The organism is Escherichia sp. WS2035, from assembly GCF_046487065.1.
Classification (GTDB): Bacteria; Pseudomonadota; Gammaproteobacteria; order Enterobacterales; family Enterobacteriaceae; genus Escherichia; species Escherichia coli.
Map to the genome: position 1 here is coordinate 776582 of NZ_JBJQKD010000001.1, position 16946 is coordinate 793527.

General features: G+C 51.1%; 13 protein-coding genes. 4 read left to right on the forward strand and 9 right to left on the reverse strand.

Features of this window, described 5'->3' with window-relative positions; translation table 11 throughout:
- Nucleotides 1–51: 51 nt before the first annotated feature.
- The 3 genes from ompF to pncB all read right to left on the reverse strand — a co-directional run bounded on the left by ompF (nucleotide 52) and on the right by pncB (nucleotide 4514).
- Entirely contained in the window at nucleotides 52–1140 is a 1089-nt protein-coding gene (gene ompF / locus ACJHX4_RS03780) for a porin OmpF (RefSeq protein ID WP_000977908.1), read from the reverse strand.
- A gap of 602 nt (nucleotides 1141–1742) precedes the next feature.
- Complete coding sequence (gene asnS, locus ACJHX4_RS03785) at nucleotides 1743–3143, reverse strand: asparagine--tRNA ligase (RefSeq protein ID WP_000117888.1); 1401 nt, start codon at nucleotides 3141–3143, stop codon at nucleotides 1743–1745.
- 168 nt (nucleotides 3144–3311) lie between these two features.
- The gene (gene pncB / locus ACJHX4_RS03790; RefSeq protein WP_001295933.1) at nucleotides 3312–4514 is read right to left on the reverse strand and encodes a nicotinate phosphoribosyltransferase; all 1203 of its coding nucleotides are present in this window, start codon (nucleotides 4512–4514) and stop codon (nucleotides 3312–3314) included.
- A 265-nt stretch (nucleotides 4515–4779) separates the two neighbouring features.
- Here pncB and pepN point away from each other — a divergent pair, with 265 nt between their 5' ends.
- A complete protein-coding gene (gene pepN / locus ACJHX4_RS03795; RefSeq protein ID WP_000193867.1) occupies nucleotides 4780–7392 on the forward strand; it encodes an aminopeptidase N in 2613 nt (870 codons plus the stop codon).
- Between the two features lie 42 nt (nucleotides 7393–7434).
- On the opposite strand, the gene ssuB is transcribed toward pepN, so the two are convergent.
- Genes ssuB through ssuE form a run of 5 tightly spaced genes read right to left on the reverse strand, consistent with a single transcriptional unit; the run spans nucleotide 7435 to nucleotide 11671 of the window.
- Nucleotides 7435–8202, reverse strand: a complete 768-nt coding sequence (gene ssuB / locus ACJHX4_RS03800; RefSeq protein WP_001090493.1) for an aliphatic sulfonates ABC transporter ATP-binding protein — start codon at nucleotides 8200–8202, stop codon at nucleotides 7435–7437.
- Entirely contained in the window at nucleotides 8199–8990 is a 792-nt protein-coding gene (gene ssuC / locus ACJHX4_RS03805; protein WP_023363144.1) for an aliphatic sulfonate ABC transporter permease SsuC, read from the reverse strand. The genes ssuB and ssuC overlap by 4 nt, the downstream gene beginning before the upstream one ends.
- 11 nt (nucleotides 8991–9001) lie before the next feature.
- Entirely contained in the window at nucleotides 9002–10147 is a 1146-nt protein-coding gene (gene ssuD / locus ACJHX4_RS03810) for an FMNH2-dependent alkanesulfonate monooxygenase (RefSeq protein ID WP_000055987.1), read from the reverse strand.
- A complete protein-coding gene (gene ssuA / locus ACJHX4_RS03815; protein WP_001226266.1) occupies nucleotides 10144–11103 on the reverse strand; it encodes an aliphatic sulfonate ABC transporter substrate-binding protein SsuA in 960 nt (319 codons plus the stop codon). The genes ssuD and ssuA overlap by 4 nt, the downstream gene beginning before the upstream one ends.
- Complete coding sequence (gene ssuE, locus ACJHX4_RS03820; protein WP_001263945.1) at nucleotides 11096–11671, reverse strand: NADPH-dependent FMN reductase; 576 nt, start codon at nucleotides 11669–11671, stop codon at nucleotides 11096–11098. Before ssuE ends, ssuA begins: the two co-directional genes overlap by 8 nt.
- A gap of 236 nt (nucleotides 11672–11907) precedes the next feature.
- Here ssuE and pyrD point away from each other — a divergent pair, with 236 nt between their 5' ends.
- Both pyrD and zapC read left to right on the forward strand, forming a co-directional pair.
- Nucleotides 11908–12918 (forward strand): quinone-dependent dihydroorotate dehydrogenase, encoded by a 1011-nt coding sequence (gene pyrD, locus ACJHX4_RS03825; RefSeq protein ID WP_001295934.1) that lies wholly within the window; start codon nucleotides 11908–11910, stop codon nucleotides 12916–12918.
- Between the two features lie 173 nt (nucleotides 12919–13091).
- Entirely contained in the window at nucleotides 13092–13634 is a 543-nt protein-coding gene (gene zapC / locus ACJHX4_RS03830) for a cell division protein ZapC (protein WP_001295935.1), read from the forward strand.
- Here zapC and ycbX read toward each other — a convergent pair.
- Entirely contained in the window at nucleotides 13631–14740 is a 1110-nt protein-coding gene (gene ycbX, locus ACJHX4_RS03835) for a 6-N-hydroxylaminopurine resistance protein YcbX (protein WP_000224299.1), read from the reverse strand. The genes zapC and ycbX overlap by 4 nt on opposite strands.
- Before the next feature lie 97 nt (nucleotides 14741–14837).
- Here ycbX and rlmKL point away from each other — a divergent pair, with 97 nt between their 5' ends.
- Nucleotides 14838–16946 (forward strand): bifunctional 23S rRNA (guanine(2069)-N(7))-methyltransferase RlmK/23S rRNA (guanine(2445)-N(2))-methyltransferase RlmL, encoded by a 2109-nt coding sequence (rlmKL, locus tag ACJHX4_RS03840; protein WP_001086497.1) that lies wholly within the window; start codon nucleotides 14838–14840, stop codon nucleotides 16944–16946.

Consider the following 16946-nt stretch of genomic DNA (forward strand, 5'->3'; position numbering starts at 1 on the left):
AAAACAGGACCAAAGTCCTGTTTTTTCGGCATTTAACAAAGAGGTGTGCTATTAGAACTGGTAAACGATACCCACAGCAACGGTATCGTCGGAACCTACGCCCAACTTGTTGTCAGAATCGATCTGGTTGATGATGTAGTCAACATAGGTGGACATGTTTTTGTTGAAGTAGTAGGTTGCGCCCACTTCAAAGTAGTTCACCAGATCAACATCACCGATACCGTCTACGTCTTTCGCTTTAGATTTAGTGTAAGCGATGGACGGACGCAGACCGAAATCGAACTGGTATTGCGCAACTAACAGAACGTCTTGCGTTTTGTTGGCGAAGCCGCTGGTGTTTGTAAATTTGTTAGTGATCGGCGTAGCGTTACGGGTTTCACCGTAGTTCGCTGCCAGGTAGATGTTGTTCGCGTCATACTTCAGACCAGTAGCCCACTGTTCAGCTTTTTTGCCTTTGCCAAGGGGAGACTCTTCCTGCAGGTTGGTACGGTCAGCGGCACCATAAGCACCAACGATACCAAAGCCTTCGTATTCGTAGCTGATAGAACCGCCAACACCGTCGCCGTTAGAGCGGCGTGCAGTGTCACGCTCGTTTTTACCCAGGTACTGAACAGCAAAGTTCAGACCATCAACCAGACCAAAGAAGTTGGAGTTACGATAGGTAGCAACGCCGCCAACACGACCAACGAAGAAGTCATCGCTGTATGCAGTATCACCACCAAATTCTGGCAGCATATCGGTGTAACCCAGTGCATCATAAACCACACCGTAGTTACGGCCGTAATCGAAAGAACCAACGTCAGCGTATTTAAGACCCGCGAATGCCAGACGCGTTTTGTTACCAGTTTGAGCGTCAGCGCCTTCAGAGTTGTTACCCTGGAAGTTATATTCCCACTGACCATAACCGGTCAGATCGGAATTGATTTGAGTTTCCCCTTTAAAACCAAGACGGGCATAGGTCATGTCGCCATTGCCACCGTAACTGTCTTCACCGTTACCCTTGGAGAAATAATGCAGACCGACAGCTTTACCGTACAGATCTACTTTGTTGCCATCTTTGTTATAGATTTCTGCAGCGTTTGCAGTACCTGCTACTAACAGAGCAGGGACGATCACTGCCAGAATATTGCGCTTCATCATTATTTATTACCCTCATGGTTTTTTTTATGACACCTGCCACTGCCGTCAATAAGTTCTGTCAATAAAAATTTACGGAACTATTGATGAGAGTTTGGTGTCTTTATGTGTCTGCAGGCATCTTTCCATTCAAACTAACGTTTCGCTACCGTGAAAGTGCTACAAAGATAAAGATTTGGTTTCAAAAAGAAAAAATGTGTGACAAAAAGTAAAAATTAAGGAACTTTGTGAACACCGTCATATTTCCATAGAGGCGTGATGATATTTACAGCAATTTTTATCTATTTATATGATTTCCTTATATTTAAATTAACTAAACGGAAATTTTGTTTCTGATGGAAACTTTATCGACCGGGCACAAAATCTTCTTTCAGACATCCAGAATGCCAAAAAATCGTATAAAAATTGTGCTATCAGCTAAGAAAAAACTAATCCGCAATAAGAATGCAGATTATTTTTTGTGCGTAAATGTTGCAGTGTAATATTCCGTAACAGGATGATCGTTATGGCAGGGTTGCAAATAGATTGCTTGACTTAACAAACAGATAACTTGACAGAAAGGATAAAAAAAGAGCCAGCGGGCGCTGGCTCTTGAAGACACTAAATTAGAAGCTGGCGTTACGCGGAGTACGTGGGAACGGAATAACATCACGTACGTTTTGCACGCCAGTTACGTAAGCAATCAGGCGTTCAAAACCAAGACCGAAACCTGAATGCGGAACAGTACCGTAGCGACGCAGATCGCGATACCACCAGTAATCTTCTTTGTTCAGGCCCATTTCAAGCATACGCTCGTCCAGCACGTCCAGACGTTCTTCACGCTGGGAGCCACCAATGATCTCACCGATGCCCGGAGCCAGAACGTCCATAGCCGCAACGGTTTTACCGTCTTCGTTAAGGCGCATATAGAACGCTTTAATATCTTTCGGATAGTTTTTAACCACTACTGGTGCTTTAAAGTGTTCTTCCGCCAGATAACGCTCATGCTCAGAAGAGAGATCGACGCCCCAGTAAACCGGGTTTTCAAACTTCCTGCCGCAGTTTTCGAGAATGGTCACTGCGTCGGTGTAATCCACCTGCGCGAAATCGGCCTCAATGAAGCGTTCCAGACGTGAAACGGCATCTTTATCTACGCGTTCAGCGAAGAATTTCATGTCGTCAGCGCGTTCTTCGAGAACCGCTTTGAAGACATATTTCAGCATGGCTTCAGCCAGACCTGCGATATCGTTCAGGTTAGCAAACGCCACTTCCGGCTCCAGCATCCAGAATTCCGCCAGGTGACGGCTGGTGTTGGAGTTTTCAGCACGGAAAGTCGGGCCGAAGGTATAAATTTTGGACAATGCGCAAGCGTAGGTTTCGCCGTTCAACTGGCCAGATACGGTCAGGAAAGACTCTTTACCAAAGAAGTCTTTGTCGAAATCCACTTTGCCCTGATCGTTACGCGGCAGGTTTTCCAGATCCAGCGTAGAAACACGGAACATTTCGCCTGCACCTTCGGTATCAGATGCGGTAATCAGTGGCGTTGAAACCCAGAAGAATCCCTGCTCGTTAAAGAAGCGATGCAGCGCCTGCGCCAGCGTATGGCGAACGCGCGCGACGGCACCAATCAGGTTTGTGCGCGGACGCAGGTGAGCGACTTCACGCAGATACTCAATGCTGTGGCGTTTTGCCGCCATCGGGTAAGTGTTTGGATCTTCAACCCAACCAGCAACTTCAACCTTGCTGGCCTGAATTTCAAATTGTTGCCCCTGGCCCGGCGACGCCACGACTTTACCCGTTACAATGACCGAGCAGCCGGTGGTCAGACGCAGGACGTCTTCATTGTAATTGGGCAGAGAATTATTGATGACAGCCTGTACAGGATCAAAGCAGGAACCGTCATAAACGGCGAGGAAGGAGATGCCAGCTTTTGAATCTCGGCGGGTACGTACCCATCCGCGCACGGTGACTTCGCTGTCAACGGCTACGCGGCCCTGGAGTACGTCGGCTACAGGCACAACGCTCATAATATTCTCTCTGTTAATAGTCGGAAAAAATAAACACTTGTCCACCCGTAAATGGGGGGATACCTATGTTACCTGGCATCTGCAATCAGACAAGCAGAATTCGCAAATGCAGCGAAAGATTTCGGAATTAAAGGTAAAAAAAGGGAGCCGATTAGCTCCCTGATGATATTAACTGGCTTTTTTAATATGCGGAAGGTCGAACGCTTTGCGCAGCGCCCGAACAAACGCTTTATCGTGGCAGATCGTTTTGCCAGGGCTGTCAGAAAGTTTCGCCACCGGTTTACCGTTACACTCTACCAACTTAATGACAATATTCAGAGGTTTTACCTGGGGGATATCGCAGGTCAGGCGAGTCCCAATACCAAAACTTAATTGCACGCGGGAAGAGAAGTGGCGGTATAGCTCAACCGCTTTGCGTAAATCCAGATTGTCAGAGAAAACCAGCGTTTTACTCTGTGGATCAATTCCCAGCTTTTCATAATGTGCAATGGCTTTTTCACCCCATTCAAGCGGGTCGCCAGAGTCATGGCGCAGGCCCTGGTAACGACTGGCAAATTCCACGCCGAAATCTCGCAGGAAAGCATCCATGGTGATGCAGTCGGTTAACGCAATGCCAAGTTGGTCGGGATACTCTTCCAGCCAGGCAGCAAGTGCAGCTCGCTGGCTGTTGGCTAGATCCGGGCTGATTTGCTGATGCGCCTGGAACCATTCGTGTGCCTGTGTTCCCATTGGCGTGAGGGAAAGCCGACGCGCCAGATCGTAGTTGCTGGTGCCCACGAACCAGGATTCCTGTTGCAGACGTTTCACGATGGTTTCTTGTACTTCGCGAGAAAAACGGCGGCGGGTGCCAAAATCCATCAGATGGAAGCGCGACATATCAAGACCGGCGGTTAATGCCGAGAAGTCGACTAATTTGTTTTCCAGCGTGTCGAGGGCTTGCGCAACGTCGGCCTGCGGTGAGCGATAGCGATGTACCATTTCACTGATAACCGCCAGCAAAGGAACTTCCCAGAGGATGACTTCACGCCACGGGCCGCTTAAACGAATATCCAGCTTGCCATTATCGTTGGACACGGTGACTTGTTCCGGGTTAAAGCGGAACTCGCGTAGCCAGTTAAGATAGTCGGCCTTAAAGAAAGGCAGGGCAGAGAGCCACTGATATTCATCATCCTGCAGGCGCAGGTGCTGCATCGCCTGAACCTGTTCACGAATAGCATCGGCATAAATACCCAGCAGATCGTCACCTCGGCAACGAAACTCCGCCGCGACATGCACATCGTAATAGTGATGAAACACGGCTTGCTGCATATGCAACTTATAAGCATCTGTATCCAGCAACGAGTGCAGAACAGGAGAAGCGAATTGTGTCATAGGTGCGCAGTAGCGTCCTCGTACAGGAGCGTTTAGTACAATAAACATCTTCAGGAACTGCTGGAGTATACCTTGTTTCGCAATTTATTGAACCCCGATCACACCATATGCCACCTTTCTGGTCGATGGCATAACGCGGTGTATGTTATAAAAATGTAGCAATAAAGGCGTTTGTACCTGAAAAGATGAAGATTCTGCATAGCGCGATTTACGCAACAGGAATAGACTGAACACCAGACTCTATAAAAGATGCTAAAGGTTATTTATGACTCAACAGCCACAAGCCAAATACCGTCACGATTATCGTGCGCCGGATTACCAGATTACTGATATTGACTTGACCTTTGACCTGGACGCGCAAAAGACGGTCGTTACCGCGGTCAGCCAGGCTGTCCGTCATGGTGCATCAGATGTTCCGCTTCGTCTCAACGGCGAAGACCTCAAACTGGTTTCTGTTCATATTAATGATGAGCCGTGGACCGCCTGGAAAGAAGAAGAGGGCGCACTGGTCATCAGTAATTTGCCGGAGCGTTTTACGCTTAAGATCGTTAATGAAATTAGCCCGGCGGCGAATACTGCGCTGGAAGGGCTTTATCAGTCAGGCGATGCGCTTTGCACCCAGTGTGAAGCCGAAGGTTTCCGCCATATTACGTATTATCTCGACCGCCCGGACGTGCTGGCGCGTTTTACCACCAAAATTATTGCCGATAAAACCAAATATCCCTTCCTGCTTTCCAACGGTAACCGCGTTGCGCAAGGTGAACTGGAAAATGGACGTCATTGGGTACAGTGGCAGGATCCATTCCCGAAACCGTGTTACCTGTTTGCGCTGGTGGCTGGTGATTTTGATGTACTGCGCGATACCTTCACTACCCGCTCTGGTCGTGAAGTGGCGCTGGAGTTGTATGTCGATCGTGGCAACCTTGATCGTGCGCCGTGGGCAATGACCTCGCTGAAAAACTCCATGAAATGGGATGAAGAACGCTTCGGCCTGGAGTATGACCTCGACATCTATATGATCGTCGCGGTGGATTTCTTCAATATGGGCGCAATGGAGAATAAGGGGCTGAATATCTTTAACTCCAAATATGTGCTGGCCCGCACCGACACCGCCACCGACAAAGATTACCTCGATATTGAACGCGTTATCGGCCATGAATATTTCCATAACTGGACCGGCAACCGTGTCACCTGCCGCGACTGGTTCCAGCTCAGTCTGAAAGAAGGTTTAACCGTCTTCCGCGATCAGGAATTCAGCTCTGACCTTGGTTCCCGCGCGGTAAACCGTATCAATAATGTGCGCACCATGCGCGGATTGCAGTTTGCAGAAGACGCCAGCCCGATGGCGCACCCAATTCGCCCGGATATGGTCATTGAAATGAACAACTTCTACACCCTGACCGTTTACGAGAAGGGCGCGGAAGTGATTCGTATGATCCACACTCTGCTTGGCGAAGAAAATTTCCAGAAAGGGATGCAGCTCTATTTCGAGCGTCATGATGGTAGCGCAGCGACCTGTGACGATTTTGTGCAGGCGATGGAAGATGCGTCGAATGTCGATCTCTCCCATTTCCGCCGTTGGTACAGCCAGTCCGGCACGCCGGTTGTGACCGTCAAAGACGACTACAATCCGGAAACTGAGCAGTACACCCTGACCATCAGCCAGCGCACGCCAGCTACGCCGGATCAGGCAGAAAAACAACCGCTGCATATTCCGTTTGCCATCGAACTGTATGACAACGAAGGCAAAGTGATCCCGTTGCAGAAAGGCGGTCATCCGGTGAATTCCGTGCTGAACGTCACCCAGGCGGAACAGACCTTTGTTTTTGATAATGTCTACTTCCAGCCGGTGCCTGCGCTGCTGTGCGAATTCTCTGCGCCAGTGAAACTGGAATATAAGTGGAGCGATCAGCAACTGACCTTCCTGATGCGTCATGCGCGTAATGATTTCTCTCGCTGGGACGCGGCGCAAAGTTTGCTGGCAACCTACATCAAGCTGAACGTCGCCCGTCATCAGCAAGGGCAGCCGTTGTCTCTGCCGGTGCATGTGGCTGACGCTTTCCGCGCGGTGCTGCTCGATGAGAAGATTGATCCGGCGCTGGCGGCAGAAATCCTGACGCTGCCTTCCGTCAATGAAATGGCAGAACTGTTCGATATCATCGATCCGATTGCTATTGCCGAAGTACGCGAAGCACTCACTCGTACTCTGGCGACTGAACTGGCAGATGAGCTGCTGGCTATTTACAACGCGAATTACCAGAGCGAGTACCGTGTTGAGCATGAAGATATTGCAAAACGCACTCTGCGTAATGCCTGCCTGCGCTTCCTCGCTTTTGGTGAAACGCATCTGGCTGATGTGCTGGTGAGCAAACAGTTCCACGAAGCGAACAATATGACCGATGCGCTGGCGGCGCTTTCTGCGGCGGTTGCTGCACAACTGCCATGCCGTGACGCGCTGATGCAGGAGTACGACGACAAGTGGCATCAGGATGGTCTGGTGATGGATAAATGGTTTATCCTGCAAGCCACCAGCCCGGCGGCGAATGTGCTGGAGACGGTACGTGGTCTGTTGCAGCATCGCTCATTTACCATGAGCAACCCGAACCGCATTCGTTCATTGATTGGCGCATTTGCGGGCAGCAACCCGGCAGCGTTCCATGCCGAAGATGGCAGCGGTTATCAGTTCCTGGTGGAAATGCTTACCGACCTGAACAGCCGAAATCCACAAGTGGCTTCGCGCCTGATTGAACCGTTGATTCGCCTGAAACGTTACGATGCCAAACGTCAGGAGAAAATGCGCGCGGCGCTGGAACAGTTGAAAGGGCTGGAAAATCTCTCTGGCGATCTGTACGAGAAGATCACCAAAGCACTGGCTTGATAAATAACCGAATGGCGGCAATAGCGCCGCCATTCGGAGAATTTACCCCTGTTTTCTCAGGCGAGTTTCAAATTCACCACGCTGCATCACCCGCTGCAATACTTCCGCTTCCAGCTCTGCTAATCGTACCGACCCTAACCGGCGCGGACGGGGGATATCCACCGTCAAATCCAGACCAATTTTTCCCTCTTCAATTAACAACACCCGGTCAGCCATCGCCACCGCTTCGCTCACATCATGCGTCACCAGCAAGACGGTAAAGCCGTGCTCCTGCCAGAGTGATACAATCAAATCCTGCATCTCGAGTCGCGTTAAAGCGTCCAGCGCACCGAGTGGTTCATCAAGCAACAATAAACCTGGTCGATGAATCAGCGCCCTTGCCAGCGCCACACGTTGTTTCTGCCCGCCAGAAAGTGCGGCAGGCCATTCCCCCGCGCGATTCTCCAGTCCTACCGCAGCCAGAGCCCGACGCGCGGCATCGCGCCACTGGCCTTTAAGGCCTAACCCAACGTTATCAATCACCGATTTCCACGGCAGCAGACGCGCGTCCTGAAACATCATTCGCGTATCATCCTGAATCTCAGCCAGCGGTGTGGTGCCCGCTAACACGTCGCCTGCGGTTGGCGTTTCCAGACCTGCCAGCAGGCGCAGCAGGGTACTTTTGCCACCACCGCTGCGGCCCACCACCGCCACAAACTGACCTGCTGGAATATGTAAATCCAGTTGGTTCAGGACGATATTTTCCGCGTAATGTTTGCTTACTGCATTGAGCAACAATGGTGTGCCCTGGTTCAGACGAGCAGTATTCATACCGTGGCCTCCTTCAAATGATAAGCCGGGTTCCAGCGCAACCAGAGACGCTCTAACAGCTGCGCGCTGACGTCAGCAAGTTTGCCGAGCAGGGCGTAAAGAATAATGGCGACTACCACCACGTCCGTTTGCAGAAACTCCCGCGCATTCATCGCCAGATAACCAATGCCGGAATTGGCAGAAATAGTTTCGGCAACGATCAGCGTCAGCCACATCAGGCCCAAAGCAAAACGCACACCGACCATAATTGAGGGCAGGGCACCAGGCAGGATCACATGGATAAACAGCGGCATGCCGGATAATCCATAGCTACGTGCCATCTCCACCAGCTCACGGTCGATATTACGGATGCCATGCCAGGTGTTGATATAAATGGGGAATAGCGTACCGAGCGCCACCAGAAAGATTTTTGCGGATTCATCAATGCCAAACCACAAAATCACCAGCGGGATCAGCGCCAGATGCGGCACGTTGCGCAACATCTGAATTGAGGTATCCAGCAGTCGCTCACCCCAGCGTGACAGCCCGCTAATCAGCCCCAGAATTAATCCCAGCGATCCGCCAATTGAAAAACCAATCAGTGCACGCCAGGAGCTGATCGCCAGATGCTGCCACAGTTCGCCGCTGGCAGAGAGCGTCCAGAACGCCATCACCACTCCTTCCGGTGAGGGCAAAATACGCGTCGATAGCCAGCCAACCGAGGAGGCCAGTTGCCACACCGCCACGATGCCCACCGGTAAAAACCAGGGGGCAACGCGCAATAACCACTTCTTCACTGGCGTTGCCATCATCGTGTTCCTTAGCTTTGCGCGACGTTACGGGGGATAAAATCATTCGCCACCGCTTCGCCTTGTGGATTCAGCGGTTGTGGCTGGGGAATTTCCGGGATGGCGACATCCAGATGTGGGAACAGTAACTCGCCGACCCGATACGCTTCTTCCAGATGCGGGTAGCCCGAAAGCACAAAACTGTCGATGCCAAGTGCAGCGTATTCGTTGATTCGCGCGGCGACCGTAGGACCATCGCCCACCAGCGCTGTCCCGGCACCGCCGCGCACTAAGCCAACACCCGCCCATAAATTGGGGCTGATCTCCAGATTGTCGCGCTTGCCGTTATGTAGCGCCGCCATTCGCTGTTGTCCTACGGAATCCGTTCGGGCGAATGAGGCCTGTGCTTTGGCGATAGTTTCATCATCAAGATGCGAGATTAACCGCTCGGCGGCCTGCCACGCTTCGTCGTTGGTTTCACGAACAATCACATGCAGACGAATACCGAAACGAATTTTGCGTCCATGCGCGGCAGCTTTCGCCCGCACGTGTTCGATTTTCTCTTTTACCAGTTTCGGTGGTTCGCCCCAGGTAAGGTAGAGATCAACTTGTTCTGCCGCCAGCTCCTGGGCGACATCTGACGATCCGCCAAAGTAAAGCGGAGGATAAGGCTGTTGAATCGGCGGGAAGAGCAGTTTGGCCCCGCGTACATGAATATGTTTGCCGTTGAAATCCACAGTCTCGCCAAGCAACAACCGCCGCCAGACCTGGGTAAATTCTGCCGAGGCTTCGTAACGCTCGCTATGATCAAGGAACACGCCGTCGCCTGCCAGTTCTTGGGGATCGCTGCCTGTGACCAGGTTAAACAACGCACGTCCGTTAGAGAGACGGTCAAGCGTGGCGGCCTGGCGGGCGGCAACGGTAGGTGAGGTTACGCTGGGGCGCAGGGCGACAAGAAACTTCAGCCGTTGTGTCACCGGGATCATCGACGCCGCCACCAGCCACGCATCTTCACACGATCGCCCCGTCGGGATCAGCACACCGGTATAGCCCAGACGATCCGCCGCTTGCGCAATTTGTTGCAGATAACCGTGATCAACCGGACGTGAACCTTCTTCCGTTCCCAGATAATGCCCGTCACCGTGGGTCGGTAAAAACCAGAACATATTCAGACTCATAATTGTTTTCCTTCCAGTTGAGTGGGCTGCCAGATGCGCTGGCGAATATCGACTTTTTTCGGCACCAGACGGTTTTCATAAAACAGATCTGCCGTTTGCTGCTGTAAGGCGGCAACTTCAGCGCTCAACGGTTTGATGGTGGTGGGAGGACGATGATCCAGATACGAGGCAATAACCGGTGCCGGTAAGCCCATCGTTTTTGCCAGTAAAGCGATGCTTTGTTCGCGCTGGCTGCGGGTTAACGCATCGGCCTCACTAAAGGTTGTCAGCACACCCTGAATAAAAGCGCCGTTTTTTTCTGCATACGGACGAGCTGCCAGATAAAACGATCCAGTTTGATTGAGATCGGTGCCGTCTTTCAGCACCCGCACGCCGCCCTGTAATAATGCAGCGGAGTAGTAGGGATCCCAGATAGCCCAGGCGTCAACGTTACCTTGCTGGAACGCGGCGCGGGCATCGGCAGGCGTCAGGTAAGTGGGCTGAATATCCGTGAATTTAAGCCCGGCCTGGCGAAGGGCTCGCAGTAAAAGATTGTGCGAACTGGAACCTTTCTGAAAGGCAACTTTGTGACCTTTAAGATCGGCTACGGTTTTGATCGGGCTGTTTTCTGCCACCAGAATCACTTCGGCTTTGGGCTTCGGTGGCTCGACGCCCACGTATACCAAATCAGCCCCGGCAGCCTGGGCAAAGATTGGCGGAATATCCCCGGTACTGCCGAGATCGATACTGCCAACGTTTAACGCCTCCAGCATCTGTGGGCCAGCGGGGAACTCGACCCAGGAGATTTTTGTTTGCGGATAGCGTTTTTCCAGTAACTGGTGGCTTTTTGCCAGCACCATACCAATACTGCCTTTTTGATAGCCTATACGTAACGCTTCAGGCGAGGATTCTGCAGCAACCGCAATCGTAGAGACGCTAAGTAAACCCGCCAGCACCAGTTTAATGATCTTACGCATGGGCATTACCTCGCAAAGACAGTAGGTCAGGAACCTGAACATCGCGGCGGTGCAACGCCTGCCAGAAAGTTTCTAGCGCGGTATCAAGACGAGTTTGCAGATTTGGCGTGAACTGGGGTTTGTGTTGGTAATCAATTACTTGCGAGTCATCGGCAAACACGCCGTGCAGGATCTCCTGGGCTTTCAGCGTACTTAAAACTGGCTTAAGGGCATAATCGACCGCCAGCAGATGGGCCACGGTGCCGCCTGTCGCCAGCGGCAGCACCACTTTGCCTTGCAACGCACGTTCTGGCAGCAGGTCGAGCAGGGTTTTCAGTGCACCGGAATAGGCGGCTTTATACACAGGCGTGGCGACAATCAGCCCATCGGCCTGTTGCAGCTGTTCGGTGAAGGTCTTGAGTGCCGGACTATCGAAACGAGCATAAAGCAGATCTTCCGGGACGAAGTTTTGCAAATTCCAGTGATAAACCTCTACATCCAGGCCATTTAGTTTTTCCCGCGCATATTCCAGCAAGGAGCTGGAGCGAGAAGGAAATCGAGGACTACCCGCCAGGGTGATGACACGCATACTCTCTCCTTATAACCAATTGTTCTTGTTTTGTTAACATTGATAACAATTCGGTCAGTCTGACAGAGGGCGTCCGCGAGTCGAAATGATTTATCTGAGGAAGAAAAGCCAAAAAAAGCATAAAAAAAGCGCAATAAGAAAACGTTTGCTATTTATTGCCGCAGGTCAATTCCCTTTTGGTCCGAACTCGCACATAATACGCCCCCGGTTTGCACACCGGGAATCCAGGAGAGTTCATGTACTACCCCTTCGTTCGTAAAGCCCTTTTCCAGCTCGATCCAGAGCGCGCTCATGAGTTTACTTTTCAGCAATTACGCCGTATTACAGGAACGCCGTTTGAAGCACTGGTGCGGCAGAAAGTGCCTGCGAAACCTGTTAACTGCATGGGCCTGACGTTTAAAAATCCGCTTGGTCTGGCAGCCGGTCTTGATAAAGACGGGGAGTGCATTGACGCGTTAGGCGCGATGGGATTTGGATCCATCGAGATCGGTACCGTCACGCCACGTCCCCAGCCAGGTAATGACAAGCCGCGTCTCTTTCGTCTGGTAGATGCCGAAGGTTTGATCAACCGTATGGGCTTTAATAATCTTGGCGTTGATAACCTCGTAGAGAACGTAAAAAAAGCCCATTATGACGGCGTTCTGGGTATTAACATCGGCAAAAATAAAGATACGCCGGTGGAGCAGGGTAAAGATGACTATCTGATTTGTATGGAAAAAATCTATGCCTATGCGGGATATATCGCCATCAATATTTCATCGCCAAATACCCCAGGATTACGCACACTGCAATATGGTGAAGCGCTGGATGATCTCTTAACTGCGATTAAAAATAAACAAAATGATTTGCAAGTGATGCACCATAAATATGTGCCGATCGCAGTGAAGATCGCGCCGGATCTTTCTGAAGAAGAATTGATCCAGGTTGCCGATAGTTTAGTTCGCCATAATATTGATGGCGTTATTGCAACCAATACCACACTCGATCGTTCTCTGGTTCAGGGAATGAAAAATTGTGATCAAACCGGTGGCTTAAGTGGTCGTCCGCTTCAGTTAAAAAGCACCGAAATTATTCGCCGCTTGTCACAGGAATTAAACGGACGCTTGCCGATTATTGGTGTTGGCGGCATTGACTCGGTTATCGCTGCGCGTGAAAAGATTGCTGCGGGTGCCTCACTGGTGCAAATTTATTCTGGTTTTATTTTTAAAGGTCCGCCGCTGATTAAAGAAATCGTTACCCATATCTAATTATTTCTTCAAATTCCTCTTTATAAGATAATCAGGGCTTTATTTTCAGCCCTGGTTGTTTTATATTCATCGCTGTTGCTTATTTAGACATTTTGTACTTTTATTGTTGAGGTTATTAAGCGAAGCGACAATGGATTGTGTCGCTGCGGTTTTATAAGGTTGGGGAGTGGCAGATGCGAATTAAACCAGACGATAACTGGCGTTGGTATTACGATGAAGAGCACGATCGAATGATGCTCGATTTAGCCAATGGTATGCTATTTCGCTCACGTTTTGCGCGCAAAATGTTGACTCCAGATGCCTTTTCTCCCGCAGGTTTTTGCGTTGATGACGCCGCGCTCTATTTCTCTTTTGAAGAAAAGTGCCGCGATTTTAATTTATCTAAAGAACAAAAAGCCGAACTGGTGCTGAATGCACTGGTAGCAATTCGTTATCTCAAACCGCAAATGCCGAAAAGCTGGCATTTTGTATCTCATGGTGAAATGTGGATGCCCATGCCGGGCGATGCGGCCTACGTTTGGTTGAGCGACACTCACGAGCAAGTGAATTTACTGGTCGTTGAATCTGGCGAGAATGCCGCGCTATGTCTACTGGCACAACCCTGCGTTGTTATTGCGGGTCGCGCGATGCAGTTGGGCGACGCCATTAAAATCATGAACGACAGGCTGAAACCGCAGGTTAATGTTGACAGCTTCAGCCTCGAACAGGCAGTCTAACGCGCCAGCTTAAGCGCAGTCTTCGGTACACAACTACAGCAAAGAATAGTGCCATCATCGCCTGTTGCTGATTTTTTTAGCGGCGTGACTTCGCCTTCTAAAAGCTGAACACGGCAACTTCCACAAATGCCTGCGCGGCAAGAATAAGGGATACGAATTCCCTGATTTTCTAATTGCTCCAGCAGCACCTGTTGGTTATTTCCACGAAATGCCTGTCCCTGCCAGTCAATATCTACGTTTGCGTCCGGTTGTTGCGTGATGTTGGCAGTATCATCAGCGGCACCTGCGCCGTAAATTTTAGCTGGAGCCGTTGCCAGAATTTCCACCTCATCGCCAACGCGAATCACGCCGCTATTACGGGCAATTAAATTCTGACCAAAATCGACATCGCCGTTATCCTGGGCAGTACGGAAAGATTGCAGCGTTTTTAATGGTTCGTCTGCCGGATGTTTTTGCCCTTTTTCTGGGCTGACGGTGGTGAAAATACAGCGGCTACAAGGCTTAACCACATCAAACACGACATCACCAATGCGAATCACTTTCCAGCTATCTTCTTCCCAGGCCGATGCACCGGAAACCACCAGATTGGGGCGGAATTGCTCCATTTTTACACTGGCCGGACAACGTTGTTGGAGAGCACGTAACGAGGCCTCGTTAGCAAGAAGGTAAGGATAGCCATCAGCAAATGACAGGGGTACAGTGTTGTGGCGTTTCACGCGCCGGGTCATTTGTGGCCCCACCCAGCGTAATTGCACTTCGCGGGAGAAAAATCCACTTAGCCATTTGTTGATCGCATCTGGCGCAATTCGCGCGGTAAAATGTGTGCCCCAAACTTCGGTTGGTGCGTCTTGTGTGGCGAAATCAGCAAAACGAACATATGCGCTACTGCCATCTGGTGCGGTGAGATGCAAGCCATCATGCACGGGTGAAGGAGTAAACCGTACCATTAGCGGAAACTGGCGAGCGGTAATAAACGTACCGTCAGGTTCCGTGATCATAAAGATGCGATCGAAGGCCAGACCACTGACATCTGCCAGGGTATGTGTAAGACCAATGCCGCGCATCGATTTAACAGGATGAATAAAAAGCCGGGTTAATGTCGCCACGGTGCGGTCCTCAAATGAAAATAAGCCCTCAACTTTATGACATGACGCGCTTATTAGCTATAATGCGCAACAATTTTCTTAGAGTAAAAGTGACGATATGAATTCTCTGTTTGCCAGTACGGCCCGTGGGCTGGAAGAGCTGTTAAAAACTGAACTGGAAAACCTGGGGGCCGTTGAATGCCAGGTGGTTCAGGGTGGGGTCCATTTCAAGGGCGACACACGGCTTGTTTACCAGAGCCTGATGTGGAGCCGCCTGGCCTCGCGTATTATGTTGCCGCTGGGCGAGTGTAAGGTTTACAGTGATTTAGACCTCTATCTCGGCGTTCAGGCGATCAACTGGACAGAGATGTTTAATCCTGGCGCGACCTTCGCTGTCCATTTCAGTGGTTTAAATGACACCATTCGCAACAGCCAGTACGGCGCGATGAAAGTGAAAGACGCGATCGTCGATGCTTTCACGCGGAAAAATCTGCCACGTCCCAATGTTGATCGCGATGCGCCGGATATTCGCGTTAACGTCTGGCTGCATAAAGAAACCGCCAATATCGCCCTTGATCTCAGTGGTGATGGCTTGCATCTGCGTGGCTATCGTGATCGTGCTGGTATTGCACCGATCAAAGAAACCCTGGCAGCCGCGATTGTGATGCGATCCGGCTGGCAGCCAGGAACACCACTGCTCGATCCAATGTGTGGTTCTGGTACGTTGCTGATTGAAGCAGCGATGCTGGCGACCGACCGCGCACCGGGCTTGCACCGTGGCCGTTGGGGCTTTAGCGGCTGGGCGCAGCATGATGAAGCTATCTGGCAGGAAGTGAAAGCGGAAGCGCAAACTCGCGCCCGTAAAGGCCTGGCAGAGTATAGCTCTCATTTTTACGGTTCGGACAGCGACGCCCGGGTGATTCAACGTGCGCGCACTAACGCCCGTCTTGCGGGGATTGGTGAACTGATCACCTTTGAGGTGAAAGATGTCGCGCAACTGACCAATCCGCTGCCGAAAGGGCCGTACGGTACAGTGTTGAGCAACCCGCCATACGGTGAACGTCTGGACAGCGAACCGGCGCTGATTGCGCTGCATAGTCTGCTGGGCCGAATCATGAAAAACCAGTTCGGTGGCTGGAATCTCTCTTTGTTTAGTGCCTCGCCGGATCTGCTAAGCTGCCTGCAGCTGCGTGCAGACAAACAGTACAAGGCGAAAAACGGCCCGCTGGACTGCGTACAGAAAAACTACCACGTTGCCGAAAGCACACCAGACAGCAAACCGGCAATGGTAGCGGAAGACTACGCCAACCGCCTGCGTAAGAACCTCAAAAAATTCGAGAAGTGGGCACGTCAGGAAGGGATTGAATGTTATCGCCTGTATGATGCCGATCTGCCGGAATATAACGTTGCCGTTGACCGTTATGCCGACTGGGTGGTGGTGCAGGAGTATGCGCCGCCAAAAACTATTGATGCGCACAAAGCGCGTCAGCGTCTGTTCGATATTATCGCTGCAACCATTTCGGTACTGGGGATTGCGCCAAACAAACTGGTGCTGAAAACCCGTGAACGCCAGAAGGGCAAAAATCAGTACCAGAAACTGGGCGAGAAGGGCGAGTTTCTTGAAGTTACCGAATATAACGCTCACTTGTGGGTGAACTTGACGGATTACCTCGATACCGGTCTGTTCCTCGATCACCGTATCGCCCGTCGTATGCTCGGTCAGATGAGCAAAGGCAAAGATTTCCTCAACCTGTTCTCCTATACCGGTAGCGCCACCGTGCATGCGGGATTAGGCGGCGCGCGCAGCACCACCACCGTGGATATGTCGCGTACTTATCTGGAGTGGGCAGAACGCAACCTGCGTCTGAATGGCCTAACCGGGCGTGCGCATCGCCTGATTCAGGCCGATTGCCTGGCGTGGCTGCGTGAGGCAAATGAACAGTTCGATCTGATCTTTATCGATCCGCCAACCTTCTCTAACTCAAAACGAATGGAAGATGCGTTTGATGTTCAGCGCGATCATCTGGCGCTGATGAAAGATTTGAAACGTCTGCTGCGTGCAGGTGGGACGATCATGTTCTCGAACAACAAACGCGGCTTCCGTATGGATCTCGACGGCCTGGCGAAACTGGGACTGAAAGCACAAGAAATTACGCAAAAAACGCTCTCCCAGGATTTCGCCCGTAACCGCCAGATCCACAACTGCTGGCTGATTACCGCAGCCTGA

Bases quoted from the DNA above. Each gene is read 5' to 3' on its own strand.
- ompF (WP_000977908.1), bottom strand. From the start codon at position 1,140: ATGATGAAGCGCAATATTCTGGCAGTGATCGTCCCTGCTCTGTTAGTA.
- asnS (WP_000117888.1), bottom strand. From the start codon at position 3,143: ATGAGCGTTGTGCCTGTAGCCGACGTACTCCAGGGCCGCGTAGCCGTT.
- pncB (WP_001295933.1), bottom strand. From the start codon at position 4,514: ATGACACAATTCGCTTCTCCTGTTCTGCACTCGTTGCTGGATACAGAT.
- pepN (WP_000193867.1), top strand. From the start codon at position 4,780: ATGACTCAACAGCCACAAGCCAAATACCGTCACGATTATCGTGCGCCG.
- ssuB (WP_001090493.1), bottom strand. From the start codon at position 8,202: ATGAATACTGCTCGTCTGAACCAGGGCACACCATTGTTGCTCAATGCA.
- ssuC (WP_023363144.1), bottom strand. From the start codon at position 8,990: ATGGCAACGCCAGTGAAGAAGTGGTTATTGCGCGTTGCCCCCTGGTTT.
- ssuD (WP_000055987.1), bottom strand. From the start codon at position 10,147: ATGAGTCTGAATATGTTCTGGTTTTTACCGACCCACGGTGACGGGCAT.
- ssuA (WP_001226266.1), bottom strand. From the start codon at position 11,103: ATGCGTAAGATCATTAAACTGGTGCTGGCGGGTTTACTTAGCGTCTCT.
- ssuE (WP_001263945.1), bottom strand. From the start codon at position 11,671: ATGCGTGTCATCACCCTGGCGGGTAGTCCTCGATTTCCTTCTCGCTCC.
- pyrD (WP_001295934.1), top strand. From the start codon at position 11,908: ATGTACTACCCCTTCGTTCGTAAAGCCCTTTTCCAGCTCGATCCAGAG.
- zapC (WP_001295935.1), top strand. From the start codon at position 13,092: ATGCGAATTAAACCAGACGATAACTGGCGTTGGTATTACGATGAAGAG.
- rlmKL (WP_001086497.1), top strand. From the start codon at position 14,838: ATGAATTCTCTGTTTGCCAGTACGGCCCGTGGGCTGGAAGAGCTGTTA.